Genomic DNA, 19,510 nt, shown 5'->3' with positions numbered 1-19,510 from the left:
ATGCAGTTTTTTAGTGTTATTTACAGCAACCTTATCGGCCCAAAACATGAAAACCAATTATATCAGCTGGTGGGAAAAAATTGATTCGCTTGTAGAAAAGAAAGGATTATACCGTTCAGCCTTAACCGAAATTGATGCCCTTTACAAAAAGGCAAAAAAAGAAAAACAGGAAGCCCAGCAAATAAAGGCCCTGGTATATAAGATAGGATTACAACAGCAACTGGAGGAATTCAGTGATACGCTTGCCATCCATAATCTTAAAAAGGAGGTCACAGGAAATACGGGCGCTACAAAGGCCATCCTGAATACCTTGCTGGCAGACTATTACATTGGCTACTACCAGCAACATCGCTGGGAACTTTATAATTCAGGCACCACCCGTAATTATATTAAGGAATCACTCAGAACATGGGGAGCAGCAGATTTTCATGAAGCCATAGATAATGCTTTTACAGAAGCATTGAAAGAATCCAGATTGCTTCAATCGGTAAACATTGAAAAATACGATGCGATTGTCAGAAAGGGAAATGCCCGAAAATTAAGACCTACACTTTATGACCTGCTGGCGTGGAAGGCCATTGAGTATTACCAGCAGGAGGAATCGGAAATTATTCGTCCCACTGAAACCTTCAAACTAAAGGATACGATCCTTTTTGCTCCTGCTGCTGATTTTATAAAGAACCAGTTCCACACACCTGATACCAGCAGCCATCATTATAAAGCTGTATTACTTTATCAGCAATTGCTGGCATTCCACAAGAATGATAAAAATCCGGATGCCTATATTGATGCTGACATAAACAGGATCCACTTCATTTTTAATAATAGCACCATACCAGGTGAAAAAAGGCTTTATGCAAATGCTCTCGAAAATATTTATTCAAAGTATAAAGGTCAACCCGCAGCGGATGAAGCAGCATTCCTGCTTGCTTCTCACCTAACCAGTTCCATACTCGCTGACCATAAAAAAGCAATAAGTCTTTGTGAAGAGGTTGTTAAAGCAAAAAATAATTCAGAAGGTTATATAAACTGTCTAAACCTCCTGCAATCAATAAAGGAGCCTTCTCTCAGCTTAACAATGGAGAATGTAAATATCCCGGACCAGCCCTTCCGCACATTGGTGAGTTGGAAAAATCTGGATAAGATCTATCTCCGGTTGATCAGGGTAGATCAGGCGGGAAGAATAGCCTGGCTGTCTAAAAACTATGGCAATAATAACGACTGGTGGACAAGCATTCTAAAACAAAAGTCGATCCGCAACTGGGAGCAAACCCTTCCAGGTGAAATTGATCACAATGATCATCGCACGGAAATAAAAGTTGATGCGCTGCCATTGGGTGAATATATTCTGCTAGCCGGCAGCAAAGCGGATATGCAGGCTGGCGATACCTACTTATCAGCCAACTATTTTCACATCTCCTCTATCAGTTACGTGAAAAGGAACAATGAATATTTTATTCTCGACAGAAACAGCGGCCACCCATTACCGAAAGCAGCGATCCAGACCTGGCAGAGCAAATATGATTACAATACCAGAAAATATGAATTACAAAAGGATGTCAGGTATGTTGCAAACGAACAGGGATTCTTTGGTATAGGCCAACATCCGAACAAAAGGATCAGCCTGGAGATCGATCATAAAGGAGACCACCTATTCCTCCTGGAAGAAGGCTATTATTACAACTACTCGCCTGCTGAGTTAAATGATAAAGACACCCTCGATTACGAGAAAAAACAGAGCAGGGTTTTCTTTTTTACTGACAGGAGTATATACCGTCCGGGACAAATTATTTACTTCAAGGGAATTGCTGTCACAAAAGATAAGAATGACCAGAAAAGTAAAATATACTCTGGCAGAACCACCACCGTTTATCTATACAATGCAAACGGTGAAGTGCAGGATTCATTATCGCTGAAAACGAACGAATACGGCTCTTACAGCGGCAAATTCACCCTTCCCGAATCCGGACTGACGGGCAGTTTCAGGCTTGAGGACAAAATTCTCAAAGGCGATGCATTCTTCCAGGTGGAAGAATATAAAAGGCCAAGATTTTATGTTGAATACAAACCCATTACCGGTTCATATCGGGTTAATGACAGTGTCACTATTTCTGGATTTGCAAAATCCTATGCGGGAAACCCAATCAATAATGCAGTCATAACATACAGGGTCACACGAATGGCAAGATTCCCTTATCCATGGGGTATTATGCGCGGACCAATCAGAAGATCGGAAACACAGGAGATCGTAAACGGAAATATTACAACCAATGATGATGGAAGTTTTATTATACCCTTCATAGCAATTCCAGATGAGGATATTGATCCGAAAACAGATCCCGTTTTCGATTATGAAGTAAATGTTGATGTTACCGATCAGAATGGAGAAACCAGATCGGCAAATACAACTGTGCCTGTATCGTATAAAGCCATCCAGGTAAATATTACAGCACCTCCATATATCAGCATCGATAGTCTCAAGCAGATAAAAGTTACCACAACAAATACTGCCGGACAGTTTGAAGCTTCTTCTACTTTTGTGAGCATAAAACCATTACAACATCCCGGGCGACTTATCAGGCAACGTTACTGGGAAGAGCCCGACAGGTTCATCCTTCCGGAAGCGGAATTCCTCAAGGCATTTCCACTTGATGAATATCGTAATGAGTCTGATCCCAAAAATTGGAATGCCCTGGCACCTGTATGGCAGCAATCAATCACTACAAGTGAAAACGGAACCATAGGTATTGGCAATAAAAAATTAAAAGCGGGCTGGTACGTATTAGAGGCAAGCTCCATTGATAAGTACAACGATACGGCTACTAATAAGGCATATATCCTGGTGATGGATCCAACGGCAAAATCATTGCCTGCACCTTCTTACATGATCAGCAACCTGAACAAAACATTTGCAGAACCAGGGGAAACGATCTTTTTGAGACTTGGCAGCGATGCAGACAACTTAGTAGTTATCCAGCAAAAAGAAAACCTGGCATCAACAGAGAAAGTATTGCCATTTGCCTCAAGGTTTGAATTAATAAAACTCAGCCGGGGCATCCTCAACCTTAAACATACCATCAGGCCTGAAGATCTTGGCGGGATGGGTTTCACCCATTTTTATGTAAAACATAACAGGTTCTATTCGAGTGATCATATCATTGCTGTACCCCGACTGGATAAAGAGCTTGAGATTAGTGTACAGACATTTCGCGATAAAACATTGCCTGGCTCAGAAGAAAAATGGAAGGTAAAGATCAGTGGTAAAAAAGGAGAAAAAATAGCATCTGAATTACTGACCAGCATGTATGATGCATCCCTGGATCAATTTGCTCTGCATCAATGGATAAAGCCTTCAATTTGGCCTACATACTGGAATCCTGCCAATTGGAATGGCGGCACCAATTTCACCGGTGTTGTTTCCAGCAATGAATACCCTACCTTAAAAAGAATGGAGGGGAAAGAAAAGATCTATGATGAATTACTGAGCTTCGGCGATAACCGTGTAATAACTTACCTGAGGGGTAAAGCGGCCGGCATCCGTGTACAGCGTGAAGCATCAGCCAGAGAAGAGAGTGCTAATATGGATATAGTGGTGATGAATAAATCCATTGATGCCGCCGCACCAGCTCCAAAACCAAAACCTCAAGCCCCCGCTGTGGTTGCACAGGTGAGGAAAGATTTTAAAGAAACCGCATTCTTCTTCCCCCATATGGAAGCCGATGCTGATGGATCATATAGTTTCAGCTTTACAATGCCCGAAGCATTGACAACCTGGAAATGGCAACTGTTTGCACATAGCAGGGAACTTGCCACCGGTCTTATTCAAAAGAATATCATTACGCAAAAGGACCTGATGGTTCAGCCCAATTTGCCAAGATTTTTGCGTGAAGGCGACCGCATGGAGATCACTACCAAAATTGTAAATATCTCAGATAAGGAAATGACTGGCCAGGCTGAATTACAGCTTATCGACGCCAGCACCAACCAACCCGTTGATGGATGGTTCAGAAACTTCTTTCCTAACCAGTATTTTACCGTGGCAGCAGGCAGCAGTGAATTGGTGAAATTCCCAATCGAAGTTCCTTACCTCTATGGCAAGGCATTAACCTGGAGAATCATCGCGCGGTCCGGAAATATCAGTGACGGTGAAGAGGCCTCTTTACCGGTTTTAACCAACAGACAACTTGTTACAGAATCTGTTCCATTCTTTGTAAATGGTTCAGGAAACAAAACCTACGAATTAAAAAAATTACTTGAAAGCGCCGATAGTGAAAGCCTTAGTAATAAGTCAGTGGTAGTGGAATATAGTTCAAACCCTGCCTGGTATGCTGTTCAGGCCCTCACCTACCTTACCGACTATCCATACGAATGTTCAGAACAAACCTTCAACAGGCTCTATGGAAACCTGTTAGCAGCACATATAGTAAGGCAGATGCCCCGAATAAAATCGGTGATGGAAAAATGGCAGACAGCAGATACTGCAGCCTTACTCAGTAATCTGCATAAGAACCAGGAATTGAAGCAGGTATTGCTTGAAGAAACTCCCTGGGTACTGGAAGCACAATCTGAATCAGAACAGAAAAAAAGGATCGCTCAATTGTTTGACCTTGTAAAGCTGGCAACCAACCGTAATAAACTGGCAGCTCAGCTTCTTGAAATGCAAAGTCCCAATGGTGGATTCAGTTGGTTCAAAGGGGGACCCGATGACAGGTTTATCACCCAGTATATCGTTACAGGAATTGGTCACCTGATAAAACTTGGTGCTGTTACTGAAGACATGGAAGAGTTGACCGGTATTGTGGAAAAAGCACTGCCCTATCTGGATGCCCGCATCAAAGAAGATTACGACAAACGCGATAAAAAAGCAAAGACCGTTACCTACCTCAATTATTATGCGGTGCAGTATCATTATATGCGGAGCTTTTTCCCTAAAAATGGTATCCCTGGTCAATACGTGGCAGCGGCCAACCATTACCGTAAGGAGATCCAGCAAAACTGGCAAAAAGGAAACCGCATGGCAAAAGGAATGATCGCATTAGCCCTCCATCGCACCGGTGATAAACTAAATGCCCAAAGCATCCTTAAGTCGCTCGAAGAGACCTCCATAAAAAATGAAGAACTCGGCATGTATTGGAAAGATAATGCAAGCAGGTATTACTGGCATGATGCACCCATAGAAACACAATCGCTGCTTATTGAAGCATTCTCAGAAATCGGCAAAAATACAAAGACAACAGGCCTGTTAAAAGCCTGGCTCCTGAAGAATAAACAAACCAACCACTGGCAGTCAACAAAAGCCACTGCAGATGCCTGCTATGCTCTCCTGCTGAGTGGAAATGACTGGCTGAAAGCTGAACCTAAAATTACCGTTTCACTGGGTAACATTACAACCGTTACTGCCGATGTTGCGGAGGCTGGCACCGGTTATTACAAAAAAACAATTTCGGGAACCGCTGTACATGCTGAAATGGGAAAAATAAATGTAACTGTACAACAGGCTGGCAATATATCTTCTGATCTTCCGGTATGGGGAGCAGTGTATTGGCAGTATTTCGAAGACCTTGACAAAATAACTGCATCAGCATCTCCGCTGAAACTTAAAAAACAGGTAATGGTGGAAAGGCTCACCAATTCAGGTCCTGTTCTGGAACCAGTTACAGAAGGAACCACCCTTAAGGTGGGCGACAAACTGAAGATCCGCATGGAAATAACTTCCGACCGGAGTATGGAATATGTTCATTTAAAAGACATGCGGGCGAGTGGACTGGAGCCCATTAATGTTTTAAGCGGATATCGCTGGCAGGGGGGACTTGGATATTATGAAAGCACCCGTGATGCAAGTACTAACTTTTTCATCAGCTACCTTCCCAAAGGAACGTACGTGATGGAATACGGGCTTTTTGTTTCCCATGCCGGCATTTTCAGCAATGGCATCAGTACCATCCAGTGTATGTATGCACCAGAATTTACCAGTCACTCAGAAGGCATACGAATAAATGTTGAATGAAGTTTCTTAAGACTATCAACCGGCATTTTAATTTTTTTTCTGTCATAGGTCATCAGCCCGTTTACTTCCACTTCAACATCAGTTGTTTGGGTGTAAACGGCTGCTGATAATCCTTTCTTTATCAACTCAGGAAAACGATTCATGAAAACAGTATATCGATCAAGCAATTGCTGATTGTCTTTGAAACTCTGGTAACCCCAATTGTTTTTATCCTGCCAGCTATGATTCTCTACCGGCAATCCGAGTCCGCCGAATTCACCCAAAACAAGGATCTGTTTAGCGCCAAAAAGATCAGCTCTGGGCATAGCAGGTTCAGGATAATTGTGAAGGTCAATAATATGTCCGGTCTCAATAAAATTACCCCCGCTGGCTGCATTCACCAGCCGTGATGGATCTGATTGAATCGTTTGTTCAGAAAGCTCCACCGTTTTGAATTGTCCCCATGCCTCATTGAAGGGCACCCAAACAACTATAGAAGGAAAATTATGCAGACTGCTCATGATTGCCTGCCATTCTTTTCGGAATCCCTTTTCTGATTCCGGTGTTCTGTTCATCTCAGTTCCAAGTCCATCCACGCCAGGCCTGCTCTCCCATCGCGCACCCATATCGCCACTTGGCATATCCTGCCAAACCAGCATACCAAGCTGGTCACAATGATAATACCATCTGGCCGGCTCTACTTTCACATGTTTGCGGATCATATTAAATCCCATGGCCCTGGTTTGCTCAATATCATAACGCAGCGCTGCGTCGGTGGGGGCGGTATAGAGTCCGTCAGGCCACCAGCCCTGGTCAAGCGGGCCATACTGAAACAGGAACTTATTATTGAACATCATACGCTGTATACCCTGAGCATCTTTCACCATGGAGATCTTTCGCATGGCAAAATAACTTTTCACTTCGTCAATTATTTTTCCATTTCGTATAACGGCTATGCTTAGCTGGTATAAAAATGGATCTTCCGGCGACCATACCCTTACATTAGGGATAGCCAATTCTACATTCGCAGCATCACTGCCTTCCATTTCAGCAACCAGTTTGTTTTCACCAAAGCTTTTCACCCTTATCCTGTCACCCGGCCTTGCTGATTCAACACGTGCATTTATACGCACTACTCCCTTATCAAGATCCGGGGTTTGCCTGGTTGCGGCAATATAAGTTTCCGGCACCATCTCAAGCCAAACCGTTTGCCAGATTCCCGTTACCGATGTATACCAGATACCCTCCGGCTTCTTCACCTGCTTTCCTCGCGGCTGAACCCCATCATCAGTTGGATCCCAAACACGAACACCTATCTCCTGCCTGGTTCCCTTCTGAAGCAGCGCTGTAATATCAAAGCTGAAAGGATCATAACCACCTTCATGTATACCGGCCGATTTACCATTCACAAACAGTTCAGTCCGCCAGTCCACTGCACCGAAATGCAGCAATACCCTGCCCCTCCGCTGCGATGGTGAAATGGAAACTGTTCTCTTATACCAAAGCACACTATCCTTGCCAACAGTTTTACCTACCCCTGATAAGGCTGATTCAATAGCAAAGGGAACCAGAATATTTCCATCATACGAGGAAGGCATTGCTTCTGACCCATTGACCGGAAGCACGGCATATTGCCATAGACCATTGAGGTTAAGCCATTGTGTGCGCACCATCTGCGGACGTGGATATTCATTCAGTGGTGCCGATAAATCAATACTATCTGCCCATGGGGTCATGATCTTTCCTTCCACCCTGGTATATTTCTCCTGCCCCTTAGCTGTAAATAGTATAACGATATTGAGTATGGCAAGAACTATCCTTTTCATCTGGTTATTATTAAGTGTTAAAATTGGAATTAACAATTTAAAGGATTTTTTGATAGCCCTCATTTAGATTTGCAGCATGCAGGCAGATATCATTATTATAGGCCAGGGACTATCGGGTACCTGGCTGAGCTGGTGGCTGGGTGAAGCTGGCAGAAATGTAATCGTTATTGATGAAGATCATTCACAAACTGCATCACGGATAGCCTCAGGGGTTATAAACCCGGTAACGGGAAGGGTGCTCGCAAAAACCTGGATGGCTGAAACTTTGATTCCCTTTGCCCTTGAAGCTTACACCGCAATAGGAAACAGGCTTAGCATCAATTGCATTGATACAGTTGACATACTCCATGCCTTTGCTACACAACAAATGCGAGCCGCCTTCGAAAAGAAGTTTCCGGTCATGCCTGAACACCTTGCTATTCCATCGTCCACGGAGGAATGGCATAACCTCATGCATGCCGAATTCGGGTTTGGTATAATCTATCCCGCCCTACTGATTGATCTGAATTTCCTGTTGACCAACTGGCAGCTAAACCTGATAAATGAGGGGCGATTCCTGCAGGGAAAATTCAACCATTCCGAACTCCTCATTAAAGAAAATAAAGTCATCTATAGAGATATAGTTGCAGATAAAATCATATTCTGTGATGGTGTTGGCAGCCTCGATCTACCTTACTTTAACAAGCTTCCATTTACGCCCAATAAAGGTGAAGCATTGCTGGTTGAATTAGAAGGTCTTCCCGCCGACCATATTTATAAAAAAGGAATTTCACTGGTGCCATTTCCACACTTCAATCAGTTATCTAACCCACGATACTTCTGGGCCGGGTCAACCTATGAGAATATTTTCGACAGTCCTGAACCAACCAAGGCATTCCGGGATCGTACTGAATCACAACTCCGGAACTGGTTGAAGATGCCTTTCAAAGTATTGGATCATTGGGCTGCAATAAGACCCGCATCTGTTGAGCGCAGGCCCTTTGCGGGAATGCATCCTTTATATCCCCGGGTTGGCATACTCAATGGGATGGGCACCAAAGGTTGCTCTCTTGCGCCATGGCTGGCAAAAGAATTTGCCAATCATATTACAGAGGGCACCCCCATCAACGAGGAAGCCTCTATATCAAGGTTCTCCAGGATCCTTGGCGCCTGATGAAAAAACCTGCCTGCTCTTCCCTTATTTTTACACCGAATAATAATACTGATGATAAGCAAACGCATGTATTCCATCCCGGAGAAATTCCGGAAAATAGAAAATCTTCATATCGTATTCTGGCTGATAAAAGACCTTAGCTGGGCAATGCTTTGGAAACCCCTCGGCATATTCATGATCTTCCCCACCCTTTTCTTCGCGCTGTTGATAACCTGGCAAACCCGGAATGTAAAATCAGAACTTTACCATAACCTTGCTGTTGCTTTCTGGATAATTGCAAACTGTTACTGGATGGTAGTAGAATTTCTTGAGTGGGATGACCATTACCGTTATTATTCAGCAATCCCCTTCGCCTGTGGCATGATCTTCATACTTATCTATTACCTCTTCATTCGGCCCGGAGAGAAAAACCAGAAAACCATCATCCTCGAAGTGGAAGTACCGGAAAATATTGCTGCTGCGGCTAATGCCTCGTGATCACATCTCCTACATGGATGATGTCCTCACCTTCATGAAGCAGGTTCATACCAAATAACACCTTGTTATTTACTTGCCGGTAGCCCGACAAAGCCTGTAATGGTTCTTTCCCTTTTTCTCCGGTGACCTGGTCAATTGTAGTGATCACACATCTTGCGCAAGGTTTAACACCCGCAAACTGGATTCCGTTGATGGTAAAAGAGTGCATCTCATCTTCTTCAAAAGCCCTGCCTCCCTTAAATACTATATTGGGACGGAACCGATCCATCGGTATTTGCATTGACAATCTCTGGTTAAGATCATCAAGAGAGGCCTGACCAATAATAAGAGTTGGAAATCCATCACTGAAACTCGTCACCTCCCCATTCTGCGCATAGCCTTTATCTACCAACCGAAGCGATGAATCGGGCATGTAAACCAGATGACACGATAAACCCAGCATTTCAGAGAACCACTTATCGGCATCCTTACTAACAAGTAATGATGAACAGGTATCATCCCATACAATCACTTCCATTTCATCACCGCTTTCTGCTTCTAGAGGAATGAGAATACTATTCCCCTTGTCATTTTTGGGATACACTTTCAAAGCCGGACCAGCCATCTCTAACTGCAGCAAGGCCATCGCGGGTAGTATTCGCTGGGTTAGAAAAACACCGTTATCATCAACCAGCATCCAGCGACGATCATATTCCAGTCCGCGGTCAGTAACCGCTGCCTGCTGAACGGAAAAACCTCCCAGCGATTTAATGGGATAGATATATAGTTGGCTTATCTGTAGCATACTGCAATTTATTGAATATTACAGCAACAGTTTTGTTTGTGTTCTGTACTTTTAAAGGAGAATATTTAATATGAAATCAATTGTCCGGATCGAATATTGCCCTAAATGCCATTGGATGCTCCGCGCTGCCTATATGGCACAGGAATTATTGACCACTTTTGAAGAGGATATCAAATCTGTTACGCTTGAACCAAGTGAAGTGAATGGAAAATTCACTATCAGCGTAAACGACAACCAGGTATTCGACAGAAAGAGTTATGGTGGATTTGCAGAGATCAAAGAGATCAAACAACTGGTACGCGATATAGTGAATCCGGAAAAAACACTTGGACATTCCGATAGAAAACCTCAATAGGATTTATAAATACCGGCATCATGCAACCAGTTGTTCTTTGTGGTGGCCAAAGTTCGAGGATGGGAAGTGATAAAGGTCTTCTCTTAATGGAAGCAGATACCTGGGTCCAGACAAGCGTCGACTGCTTATCGGTACTGGAAACACAGGCTTTGATTTCGGTTAACCAATCCCAGTTTAATACCTATCGCAACATTTTCCGTGAAGAACTTCTGGTGGTCGACAATGATAGTTTGCAATTGAAAGGTCCACTCAAAGGGGTTTTGAGCGTTCACCTGACACGCCCTGCACTCGACCTGCTTGTTCTTGCCTGTGATATGCCACTGATGACAAGAAACACCATCCTTCTGCTGATCAATTCCTTCAAAGAAAATCCGGGTTATGATGCTTATGTTTTCACCAACAATGAATTGCCCGAACCGCTCTGTGCTATTTATACTGCGAAAGGATTATCTGCAATTCATGAAGAATTTCTCCAGGGAAAACTTATAAAACACAGTATGAAATATATGATCGCGCAACTCAGATCATTCTTCATTCCCATCCCTAAAGAGCAGTTGAATGATTTCCGGAATTTCAATGCGCATTCAGAACTAAATGGTCTCTAAACTTTTCGCTGCTACCTGTTTTTTAAAACCAGATTTGGGCTCCTCACAAACGGCGCAACAATAATTATCCGGAAGATTTTCATAGGACGTACCGGCACTCACACCGGCACCTTCATCTCCAGATTGCTCATTGTAAACTGTAAAGCAGGCAGGGCATTCCCATGCACCTGTCATCACTATTTCCTGCATGACTGCTTTGTTCCTTGCTGCGGGCTTTACCTGCTCAACAACCGGCATATTATAATAAGAGAGAATTGCGCGTCTTAACTGTTCCTGCAATAACCATTTCGGATTATTCCTGCTGAAAACAAAAGCTGTCCTTTTATTGGGATTGAATTCTTCCGCGCACAATATATCATAGGTATTGAAAAAGCCTTTGTCGCCAATGTTGAACAGGCTCCTGCGACGTATCAGAATGCTGCTAAAAACTTCCGACTTCTTCCTTGTCTTGATCCCAATACAGATTCCGAATGTTCTGGTATCTGTATCATTCAGGTATTTTAAGAGGTAATGCTTAAGCGATAGTCCCTCCACACAATGATCTTCCACCTGGAAATTGAGTTCATTTGCGGCATGCCTTACATTAACATGGAACCGCGCCAACACAGTATTCCACAAAGTACGGTGGTTTGGCTCAATTGATTTGATGATAATTGATTTCCATGGTGTGGAACAGAGCTGCCCGATCTTGGTGTCCAGGCAAACCTTACATAATGCTTTTAGAAAATCAACCGGATACATCTCATCTCTCCTGTAAATTCCCAGCCAGTATTTGTTGTTATTATATCGATTCAATCCCTCATAATAGGGCAGATTGAATGGTGGTAATACGGCCGCTCCCGGAGCTACTTTTGAAAGAACGGAACCTGAAAGAATACCATCGAAAAGCGCCTTCACATCCGGCTCTTTCTTACTATTTATGCTTCCGGAATTTTCATTCATTATAACCTCAAGTTTCCGGCTCATCATGGCAATATCATTGCTATACACCAGTGTATTGCATTCATAAATGGAATTCGTTTTCGGCAACCTTATAAAACAATGCCAGTAATGTGGAATCTGGATACTGGCCACCCAATTGATATTTCCAGTAAGCAAGGGTGTAAAACTCTGGTTGCTGTCTGAAATATTTATTTTAACCGTGGGCCGATATTCAAAGGAGTCAAAAATATCTTTATAAACACCTTCACTCAGCCATGTCTGGTTGATAAATATTTCCTCAGCCGGATAGGAACTTACTATATTGGGAAACCGGTCAACACTTGTTTCATGTTGTATGCCCAGTTCATTAAGGGCCTCTGATAACCTTTGAGCTGAAACAACAGAAAGTTCAATCAGCATCTGCTGCCGAAGCCCGAATTTCACTTCGGCAACCCCACACCTGCCTGCAGCAACCAATATATTAAACAGGTCGCCGGGAGAAATAATTCCGCCCCTGAAATTGATCTTAAGAATAACACTGCTGCCCATAGTAATTTTTTAATCTTCAGTTTACCAATCCAAACTCGCGCATTGCCAATGGAAAATTGCGGTTCTCATGACCCGGCCTGCATAGCTTTAGCAATGCAAAACGTCTTAACCTTGGCAATACTTTCCACTGTTCTTCTGTGATGGTCCAACCATAGATATCCGCATGGCTTTTCAATTCATCGGGTACTGCCCTTATATCATCCCACAACGGCTGCAGGGGTACTGGTATATATTTTACCGGCTCATCAGTATGCGCACAAACCAGCCTTTCTGCATATGTTTTATACTTCAATCTTTCATCGGCACTGTTGCAGGATATCATAGCAAGTTCCTGCCTTTCAGAAACTGAACATTTACTCCAGGCAGCTAGCGAAAACTTAACCCCCGTCAGGTCAAGTTTCAATCGAACTATCATGGGAATACAACGAATATTATTCTCCACGAAATCAGCCTCAAACAGAAAATATTCTATTGAATGCATGGTATTTTATTTAACGATTTCTCTAATATTTTTTTTACTTCGGGGCGACAGCTTCCACATCCCATCCCTGCACCGGATAGCTGGCATAGCTGCACCAGATCATTGCATCCCTCGTTAATTTTATTGAGGATATTTCCCTCACCCACATTGCTGCAACTGCATACCAATTTACCTATCACCGGCTCAGCAGCTTTTCCCGATCGCAATAACTGTAATCGCTTTTCACTGAGCTCCAGTTTTTGCTGGATCAGATCCCGGAATTCAAGGAACTCAGATTTATCTCCAATTAGTATTGCACCAACCAGCCGGTCATTATGAATAATGCATTTCTTGTAATAACGCTTTGCCTTATCAATGAATACAACTTCTTCATAAGATGGATCATCCGGGCATTCTGCCATTCCAAGTGAACAGATATCAGTTCCATGCATCTTTAGGATATTCATCAGCAATGAGCCTTCGTAGTACCTTGAAATATCCCCGGAAAGAAAGGAAGCAACTATTCCTGCCTGTTGCTCGGCAGCGGCAGTTATTCCATATAAAAATCCCTTGAACTCAGCTATCTCTCCAATTGCAAAAACTGAGGGGTCATTGGTCTGCAAGTATTCATTCACCACTACTCCCCGCTGGCAGTCAATCCCGGCTTTCTTGGCTATCTCAATATTCGGAACGGTGCCAACTGCTATCACAATAGCTTCGCACTCCAGTAACAATCCACTCTTTAACCGGATTCCTTCAACACTGTTTGTTCCAAGCACCCTGTCTATCTCATCATTATAATAGATATCGATGCCTTTAATGTTTAGTTCTTCATGCAATAGCTGGCTTCCCAGTGGATCAAGCTGCCTGTCCATCAACCGCGAGATGCGTTGAACGATAACTACCGATACACCGGTTTCTCTCAGCGATGCCGCGAGCTCTATTCCAAGCAACCCCCCTCCTATGATCACCACCTTTGCTTTTGTAGCATCAATATGTTTCCTGAAATTATCTGCATCATTCCGGTTGCGCATACTAAAAATGCCTTGCATTTCAGGAAGGTCGCGCAGCATGGCAGCCCTGCTTCCGGTAGCCAGTAGCAACACATCATACTGATGCGTTTTCCCGTTACTGTCGGTTACAGTTTTCGACTTCCGGTCTATATCCTCAATACTCACTCCCCTGTGCATGCTGATTCCATATTCCATCTCTTCCTCATCAGTCATCTTAACAAGATTGCTCCATGGCTGATTCCCACTGATATAATCCGGTAACAAAACCCTGTTGTAAAAAGGGAATGCTTCCTTACTGAATACATTTATATCATCTATTGTATTCACCTGCCGATACGCTTTTACAAAACCACAGGCTCCTGCCCCTGCCCCCACAACTATTATCTTTCGATGATCCGGAATATGCTTGCGCACCTCCACAGCACTGAACTTAAAATCAGGCTCCTTGCTTTTCGGATCTACCAGGTTATTGGTGAGATTATTTGCCCTATTAAGATCATTGCCTAAAACCTTACCCCAATGCATCGGAAGAAATACCACGCCTCTCTTAATATCTGTTGTAAGCCTGGCCTTCACCCGAACCTCTCCTCTCTCATTGTAGATATCCACCACATCATTTTCCTCAATACCGCGTTCAGCAGCATCATCGGGATGGATCTCAAGAAATGAAACACCCGCATGCTGTTTTAATCGGTTAACCTTACCCGTTTTACTCATCGTATGCCATTGGTCTCGTATCCTTCCGGTGGTGAGCACCAACGGATGATCGGAACTTATCTTCTCACTCCTGTTATCATCCCCTACTGGATGTATTACTGCAAGACCCGATGGTGTGTGGAATTTTTTATCTGTAAAAAGCCTCGGGGTACCATAGCCGTTAGTTGCCTTGCTCCATGGCCATTGTACTGTTCTTTTATCACGCAGCGTACCATAATCAAGTTCACTGATATCTATACTGGTACCAGCAGTTAGTGCGGTATGCTCCTTGAATATTTCAGCACTTGATGTGTAATAAAATCCAGGGAAACCCATCTTCCTGGCAAAAGCACTTATGATCTCTGCATCAGGCATTGCTTCTCCAGGTGCATCCATAACTTTCTCCAGCAGACTTATCCTGCGCTCTGCATTGGTCATGGTACCTGTTTTTTCTGCCCAACCCGCCGCAGGCAAAACAACATCAGCATATTCCAGCGTCTCCGGACGATTACTGATCTCCTGTACCACCACAAACCGGGCATTCTTCAGGGCAGCCTCCACCTTCCTGGCATCTGGTAAACTCACCAATGGATTAGTGCACATGATCCAGATGGCTTTTAGCCTGCCATCTGCCAATGCATCAAACATTTCTGTAGCCGTTAATCCAGGTGTTGGTGAGATCTTCCCTCCTCCCCAGAACTTTTCTACTTCCTCACGATGTTGGCTGTTCGAAAATTCACGATGCGCAGGTAACATATTGCTTAGTCCTCCCACCTCCCGACCGCCCATTGCATTGGGCTGGCCTGTAAGGGATAGTGGTCCCGCCCCGGGTTTTCCGATCTGCCCGGTGATAAGGTTGAGATTGATCAGCGATAGATTCTTCTGCACCCCTACAACACTCTGGTTCAATCCCATGGTCCACATCGTGATGAATGCTTTTGCATTCCCGATCATGGATGCCGCAAGCCTGATATCCTCCTCACTAATACCACAGATTTCTGCCGCTTTCTCTATACTGCGCACAAATACTGAATCGCAGTAGGCCCTGAAACCTTCTGTATGCGCTTCAATAAATGATTCGTCAATTTGGCCCTCCTCTATAAGGCATCTTCCAATGGCATGATGCAAGGTTGTATCGGTGCCTGGATTTACCTGCAGGTGAATATCGGCAAGCGCACATGTTTGTGTTACTCGTGGATCACTCACAATTATTTTCAGATCGGGATTGGCTTCCCTGGCCGCCTCCACCCTGCGCCATAAAATGGGATGGCACCAGGCTGGATTGGCCCCTGCAATAAAGATGCAGTCTGATAATCCGATATCATCATAAGATAGCGGAACACTATCTTCTCCCAGACTCATCTTATATGCCACAACTGCCGAACTCATGCAGAGCCTCGAATTGGTGTCAATATTGTTAGAACCGATAAATCCTTTGATGAGCTTATTGACTACATAATACTCTTCCGTAAGACATTGTCCCGAGGCATAGAACGCAACGGAATCGGGACCAAATTTCCTGATCAGGGTGCTGAATACTGCCGCCGTCCTTTCTAATGCCGCATCCCATGAAACCCTTTGCCTAGGCTGGTTTCGCGACGAGCGCATTTCGGGATAAAGCAAACGGTCGCTCCTGTCATTGAGGGTATGGTGAAGATTCATTCCCTTCGAACAAAGCATACCCTTGTTCACCGGGTGCGATGGATCGCCCTCAACAGTAAGAGCTCCTGTTTTATCCTTATGCACCAGTATGCCACAACCCACACCACAATAACAACAGGTAGATTTATACGTATTCACCATGATCATTTTTTATGCCCGGATAGCTTCCGGTAATTCCTCTGCCACAACAGCCGATGCTTCTTTTTTAATTAGCTTAAATCCGAGTACGATAACCCCAATGGCAAAAACACCTGAACCGAGATAAAGAAATGCTTCACCATAAGGATAGGCTTTAAAGAGAAACCCGATCAGCATGGCTCCAATATTTCCACCTGCTCCCACGATGCCCGCCACGCTTCCAATTGCTTTCGGATTCACGAAAGGCACGATGCTGTAAGTGGCTCCATTGGCCATTTTCAGGCAAAGACCGAAAAAGAACATGAGGATGATCGCCATGCTTAATGCACCTGCCATAGAGAATAATATGATGCCCAATCCCTCCAGTAATAAAAGGATAATAAGCAGGTTCACCTTCCCGCCAAAGCCAAATCGCTTTCCTACTTTATCAGAAAGAATCCCTCCCAATGCACGTGCAAAAATGTTCAGCCATCCGAATATGCTGGCCAGCAATCCCGCCATTATAAGGGATGCTTTATAGTCATCATGGAAAAAAGATGCAGCATAATTATCTACTGTTATCTCCACCCCAAAACAGGCTGCATATGCTATCGTGAGGATCCAGGTACGGTAATCCTTTGCCGCCAGTAACATGGTGTTTTCCTTTTTCACATTTGGATCTCGTGGAAGGTCTTCTAAATTTCCGGCAGGAGTATCAGCAGTATAACGGTAATACAAAAACGCCATCACCAGCAACAGCACACCCGGTACAACCATGGCAAGTCGCCAGCTGTCTTCCTGGCTTACCCAGCCCATGGCCACCATTCCTGCTGCCACCAGCGGCATCATGATCTGTGTGGCACCTCCACCTGTATTGCCCCAACCTCCGGCAACAGCATTGGCTGTGCCCTTGATACTGGGTGCAAACATCACCGATGTATGGTATTGGGTGAGCACAAAGGAGGCTCCTATCACTCCTATGGCCAGCCGAAAAATGAGGAAGCTTACATAACTATTGCTTAACCCGATCAGCATCACCGGAATTGAACAGAGTAACAATAACAACGTATATGTTTTCCGCGGTCCCCAAGAATCGCAGAGCCGCCCGATCACCAGTCTCGCTACAATGGTTGCTGATACTGCCGCTATTCCAATATTTCCTTTCTCCGCTTTGGTTAAATTCAACTGATCGCTGATCAATGGCATCAGCGGCGCAATTCCAAACCATGCAAAGAAGCATACAAAAAATGTAAGCCAGGTAATGTGAAAGGTTCTCATCTGAACACCCTTCAGGCTGAATATTTTCAGTGTTTCCAGTGGTTGGTTGTTTGTTGACATGTTGTAGTTGTTTTGGTTAATGTTTACTTAGGGCAGCAATTCATTTGAAAATATGTTCGGGTTTAATATGGAGCGTCAGATAACTCCAGCTTGCAGTATTCCTGGCATTGGCGGGATCTATCCCTTTGGTATAAGCCATGCTTTTACCAGCAGCCATCAGGGCCATTCCCCATTCAACAGTTGCATATTTGTTAATGGAATAGGTTGTCACAAGGTCTATCTCCGAGCCTAGGTATTTGCGTAGCGAGGCACCCTGCTTATCAAGTTGTCTTCCTAAAAGTGCAAACCAATGATAATCGAGGCTGACGCTGAATCGCTTTCCTGCACCCGCATACTTTGATTTGAGATAAATATTGTTCAGTCCTCCGGCAGCTGAACCCGTACCGGCATAGAAATAATCCATCTGTCCCCAGAACTTATGCGGTGTTCCATACAGCGGATCAAAGCGATGTGATTTACCATCGTTGTCAAGCGCATCATTCCCTGAAAGCATATCCCATCCTGCTGTATAGCTAAACTGCTTCCTGCTGTAGTTCAATGATGCAGTGGTCATAAATGCCGATAAACTCAAACCATCCCTGTCTTTACCGCCCTGGTACCATGCCCCTGCAATCAGTTGCAATCCTTTTTTTGAACCAATGGGATAGTTAACCTGCAGGCCCGTGGTTATGCGCGAATGCACACCGCCGGCATTGAACTTTCTTCCATAGATGTATCCTGTATCTGTTCCTGAAATATTGCGGACGGAATCATTGGTATATCGGCCAAAATGATCTGCAAACACCAAAGCCGAAATTTTTGCTTCACGGATCTTCTTTGCGCCATAAATAAATTGCATACTCTTATACGCCTGGTTCAATCCATTAGTAGAAGGCATATTGATGAGGGCTGGATTTCCATTCTTTGCACTTTGTCCCGCACTGTTGGTCAGCGGTATCATACCTGCCGGAGTGGCAGCAATATTTCCCCTGCTGTCTTTTATATAGGCACTCACATTGGCCGGCGTATAGGCCGTGCCGTTATAGGCAAAAGCATCTGTGTGCTGGTTGAATGCAAGCCCCAGATCGGCCTGCCATCCTCCATCCATCAGCTTGAATACAAGTGCATCATGCCGGCGACCCTGCTGCAACCAATCGAGGTTTCCCAGTAAGCGCTGGTCATCATAAACCAGTTCCTGCCTGCCCACGCGGATACTGAACATATCCACCGCTGAACTTCCCGAACTGTCTTTTGCATTTGCCAGTATCAACTCCGCCCATGCTTCATGCGTACCTAGCCGGTTGCCGTCTGCATTACTTATGGTACCCGCATCCTGTCCCCATAACCTCACATCCTGCAGCGCATAACGCAACACTACTTTCGGACTGGAATAATTGATGGCAAGTCTGCTTCTCTGCGACATGAATGCGGCAGGTGTACTTCCTTTCAGGGGCAGTGTTCCAAAACCATTGCGCACTTCAAAACGAGGCCTGATCTGTGCTGTAAGGGATAACTGCGCTTCGAGTTGAAGGCCCGTCAGCAACAATGCCATAAATAATATTAGTCGGTTGTTATATGTAGTCATTGAT

General features: G+C 44.3%; 12 protein-coding genes. 5 read left to right on the top strand and 7 right to left on the bottom strand.

Features of this window, described 5'->3' with window-relative positions; genetic code table 11:
* Positions 1-46 precede the first annotated feature (46 nt).
* A complete protein-coding gene (locus tag HY58_RS17245) occupies positions 47-6,007 on the top strand; it encodes an alpha-2-macroglobulin (RefSeq protein WP_052324257.1) in 5,961 nt (1,986 codons plus the stop codon).
* On the opposite strand, the gene HY58_RS17240 is transcribed toward HY58_RS17245, so the two are convergent.
* On the bottom strand, positions 5,974-7,812 hold the full coding sequence (locus HY58_RS17240; protein ID WP_039135093.1) for a glycoside hydrolase family 2 protein: 1,839 nt from the start codon (positions 7,810-7,812) through the stop codon (positions 5,974-5,976). The genes HY58_RS17245 and HY58_RS17240 overlap by 34 nt on opposite strands.
* 76 nt (positions 7,813-7,888) lie before the next feature.
* On the opposite strand from HY58_RS17240, the gene HY58_RS17235 reads away from it, so the two are divergent.
* Both HY58_RS17235 and HY58_RS17230 read left to right on the top strand, forming a co-directional pair.
* A complete protein-coding gene (locus HY58_RS17235) occupies positions 7,889-8,965 on the top strand; it encodes an FAD-binding oxidoreductase (protein WP_039134953.1) in 1,077 nt (358 codons plus the stop codon).
* 51 nt (positions 8,966-9,016) lie between these two features.
* Positions 9,017-9,442 (top strand): hypothetical protein, encoded by a 426-nt coding sequence (locus tag HY58_RS17230; RefSeq protein ID WP_072037647.1) that lies wholly within the window; start codon positions 9,017-9,019, stop codon positions 9,440-9,442.
* On the opposite strand, the gene HY58_RS17225 is transcribed toward HY58_RS17230, so the two are convergent.
* Positions 9,429-10,226 (bottom strand): MOSC domain-containing protein, encoded by a 798-nt coding sequence (locus tag HY58_RS17225; RefSeq protein WP_039134950.1) that lies wholly within the window; start codon positions 10,224-10,226, stop codon positions 9,429-9,431. The two genes, HY58_RS17230 and HY58_RS17225, sit on opposite strands and share 14 nt — an antisense overlap.
* Positions 10,227-10,296: 70 nt before the next feature.
* Here HY58_RS17225 and HY58_RS17220 point away from each other — a divergent pair, with 70 nt between their 5' ends.
* Positions 10,297-10,581, top strand: a complete 285-nt coding sequence (locus HY58_RS17220; RefSeq protein WP_039134947.1) for a SelT/SelW/SelH family protein — start codon at positions 10,297-10,299, stop codon at positions 10,579-10,581.
* Between the two features lie 20 nt (positions 10,582-10,601).
* Positions 10,602-11,186: a molybdenum cofactor guanylyltransferase gene (locus tag HY58_RS19080; RefSeq protein ID WP_082022208.1), complete on the top strand. Its 585-nt coding sequence runs from the start codon at positions 10,602-10,604 to the stop codon at positions 11,184-11,186.
* On the opposite strand, the gene HY58_RS17210 is transcribed toward HY58_RS19080, so the two are convergent.
* From HY58_RS17210 to HY58_RS17190, 5 genes are read right to left on the bottom strand one after another with little or no spacing between them, the layout of a single operon-like run.
* The gene (locus HY58_RS17210; protein ID WP_039134945.1) at positions 11,172-12,656 is read right to left on the bottom strand and encodes a rubredoxin; all 1,485 of its coding nucleotides are present in this window, start codon (positions 12,654-12,656) and stop codon (positions 11,172-11,174) included. The two genes, HY58_RS19080 and HY58_RS17210, sit on opposite strands and share 15 nt — an antisense overlap.
* Positions 12,657-12,672: 16 nt before the next feature.
* Entirely contained in the window at positions 12,673-13,137 is a 465-nt protein-coding gene (locus HY58_RS17205) for a nitrate reductase associated protein (RefSeq protein ID WP_039134942.1), read from the bottom strand.
* Entirely contained in the window at positions 13,125-16,628 is a 3,504-nt protein-coding gene (locus HY58_RS17200) for a nitrate reductase (protein ID WP_039135084.1), read from the bottom strand. The genes HY58_RS17205 and HY58_RS17200 overlap by 13 nt, the downstream gene beginning before the upstream one ends.
* A 9-nt stretch (positions 16,629-16,637) precedes the next feature.
* Positions 16,638-17,942 (bottom strand): NarK family nitrate/nitrite MFS transporter, encoded by a 1,305-nt coding sequence (locus tag HY58_RS17195; protein ID WP_052324255.1) that lies wholly within the window; start codon positions 17,940-17,942, stop codon positions 16,638-16,640.
* A gap of 40 nt (positions 17,943-17,982) precedes the next feature.
* On the bottom strand, positions 17,983-19,506 hold the full coding sequence (locus HY58_RS17190) for an alginate export family protein (RefSeq protein WP_052324254.1): 1,524 nt from the start codon (positions 19,504-19,506) through the stop codon (positions 17,983-17,985).
* Positions 19,507-19,510 lie beyond the last annotated feature (4 nt).

Source organism: Flavihumibacter sp. ZG627 (genome assembly GCF_000814325.1).
GTDB lineage: Bacteria > Bacteroidota > Bacteroidia > Chitinophagales > Chitinophagaceae > Flavihumibacter.
Note: the sequence above shows the minus strand (reverse complement) of the source record. Positions and strands in the feature narration are given on the sequence as shown.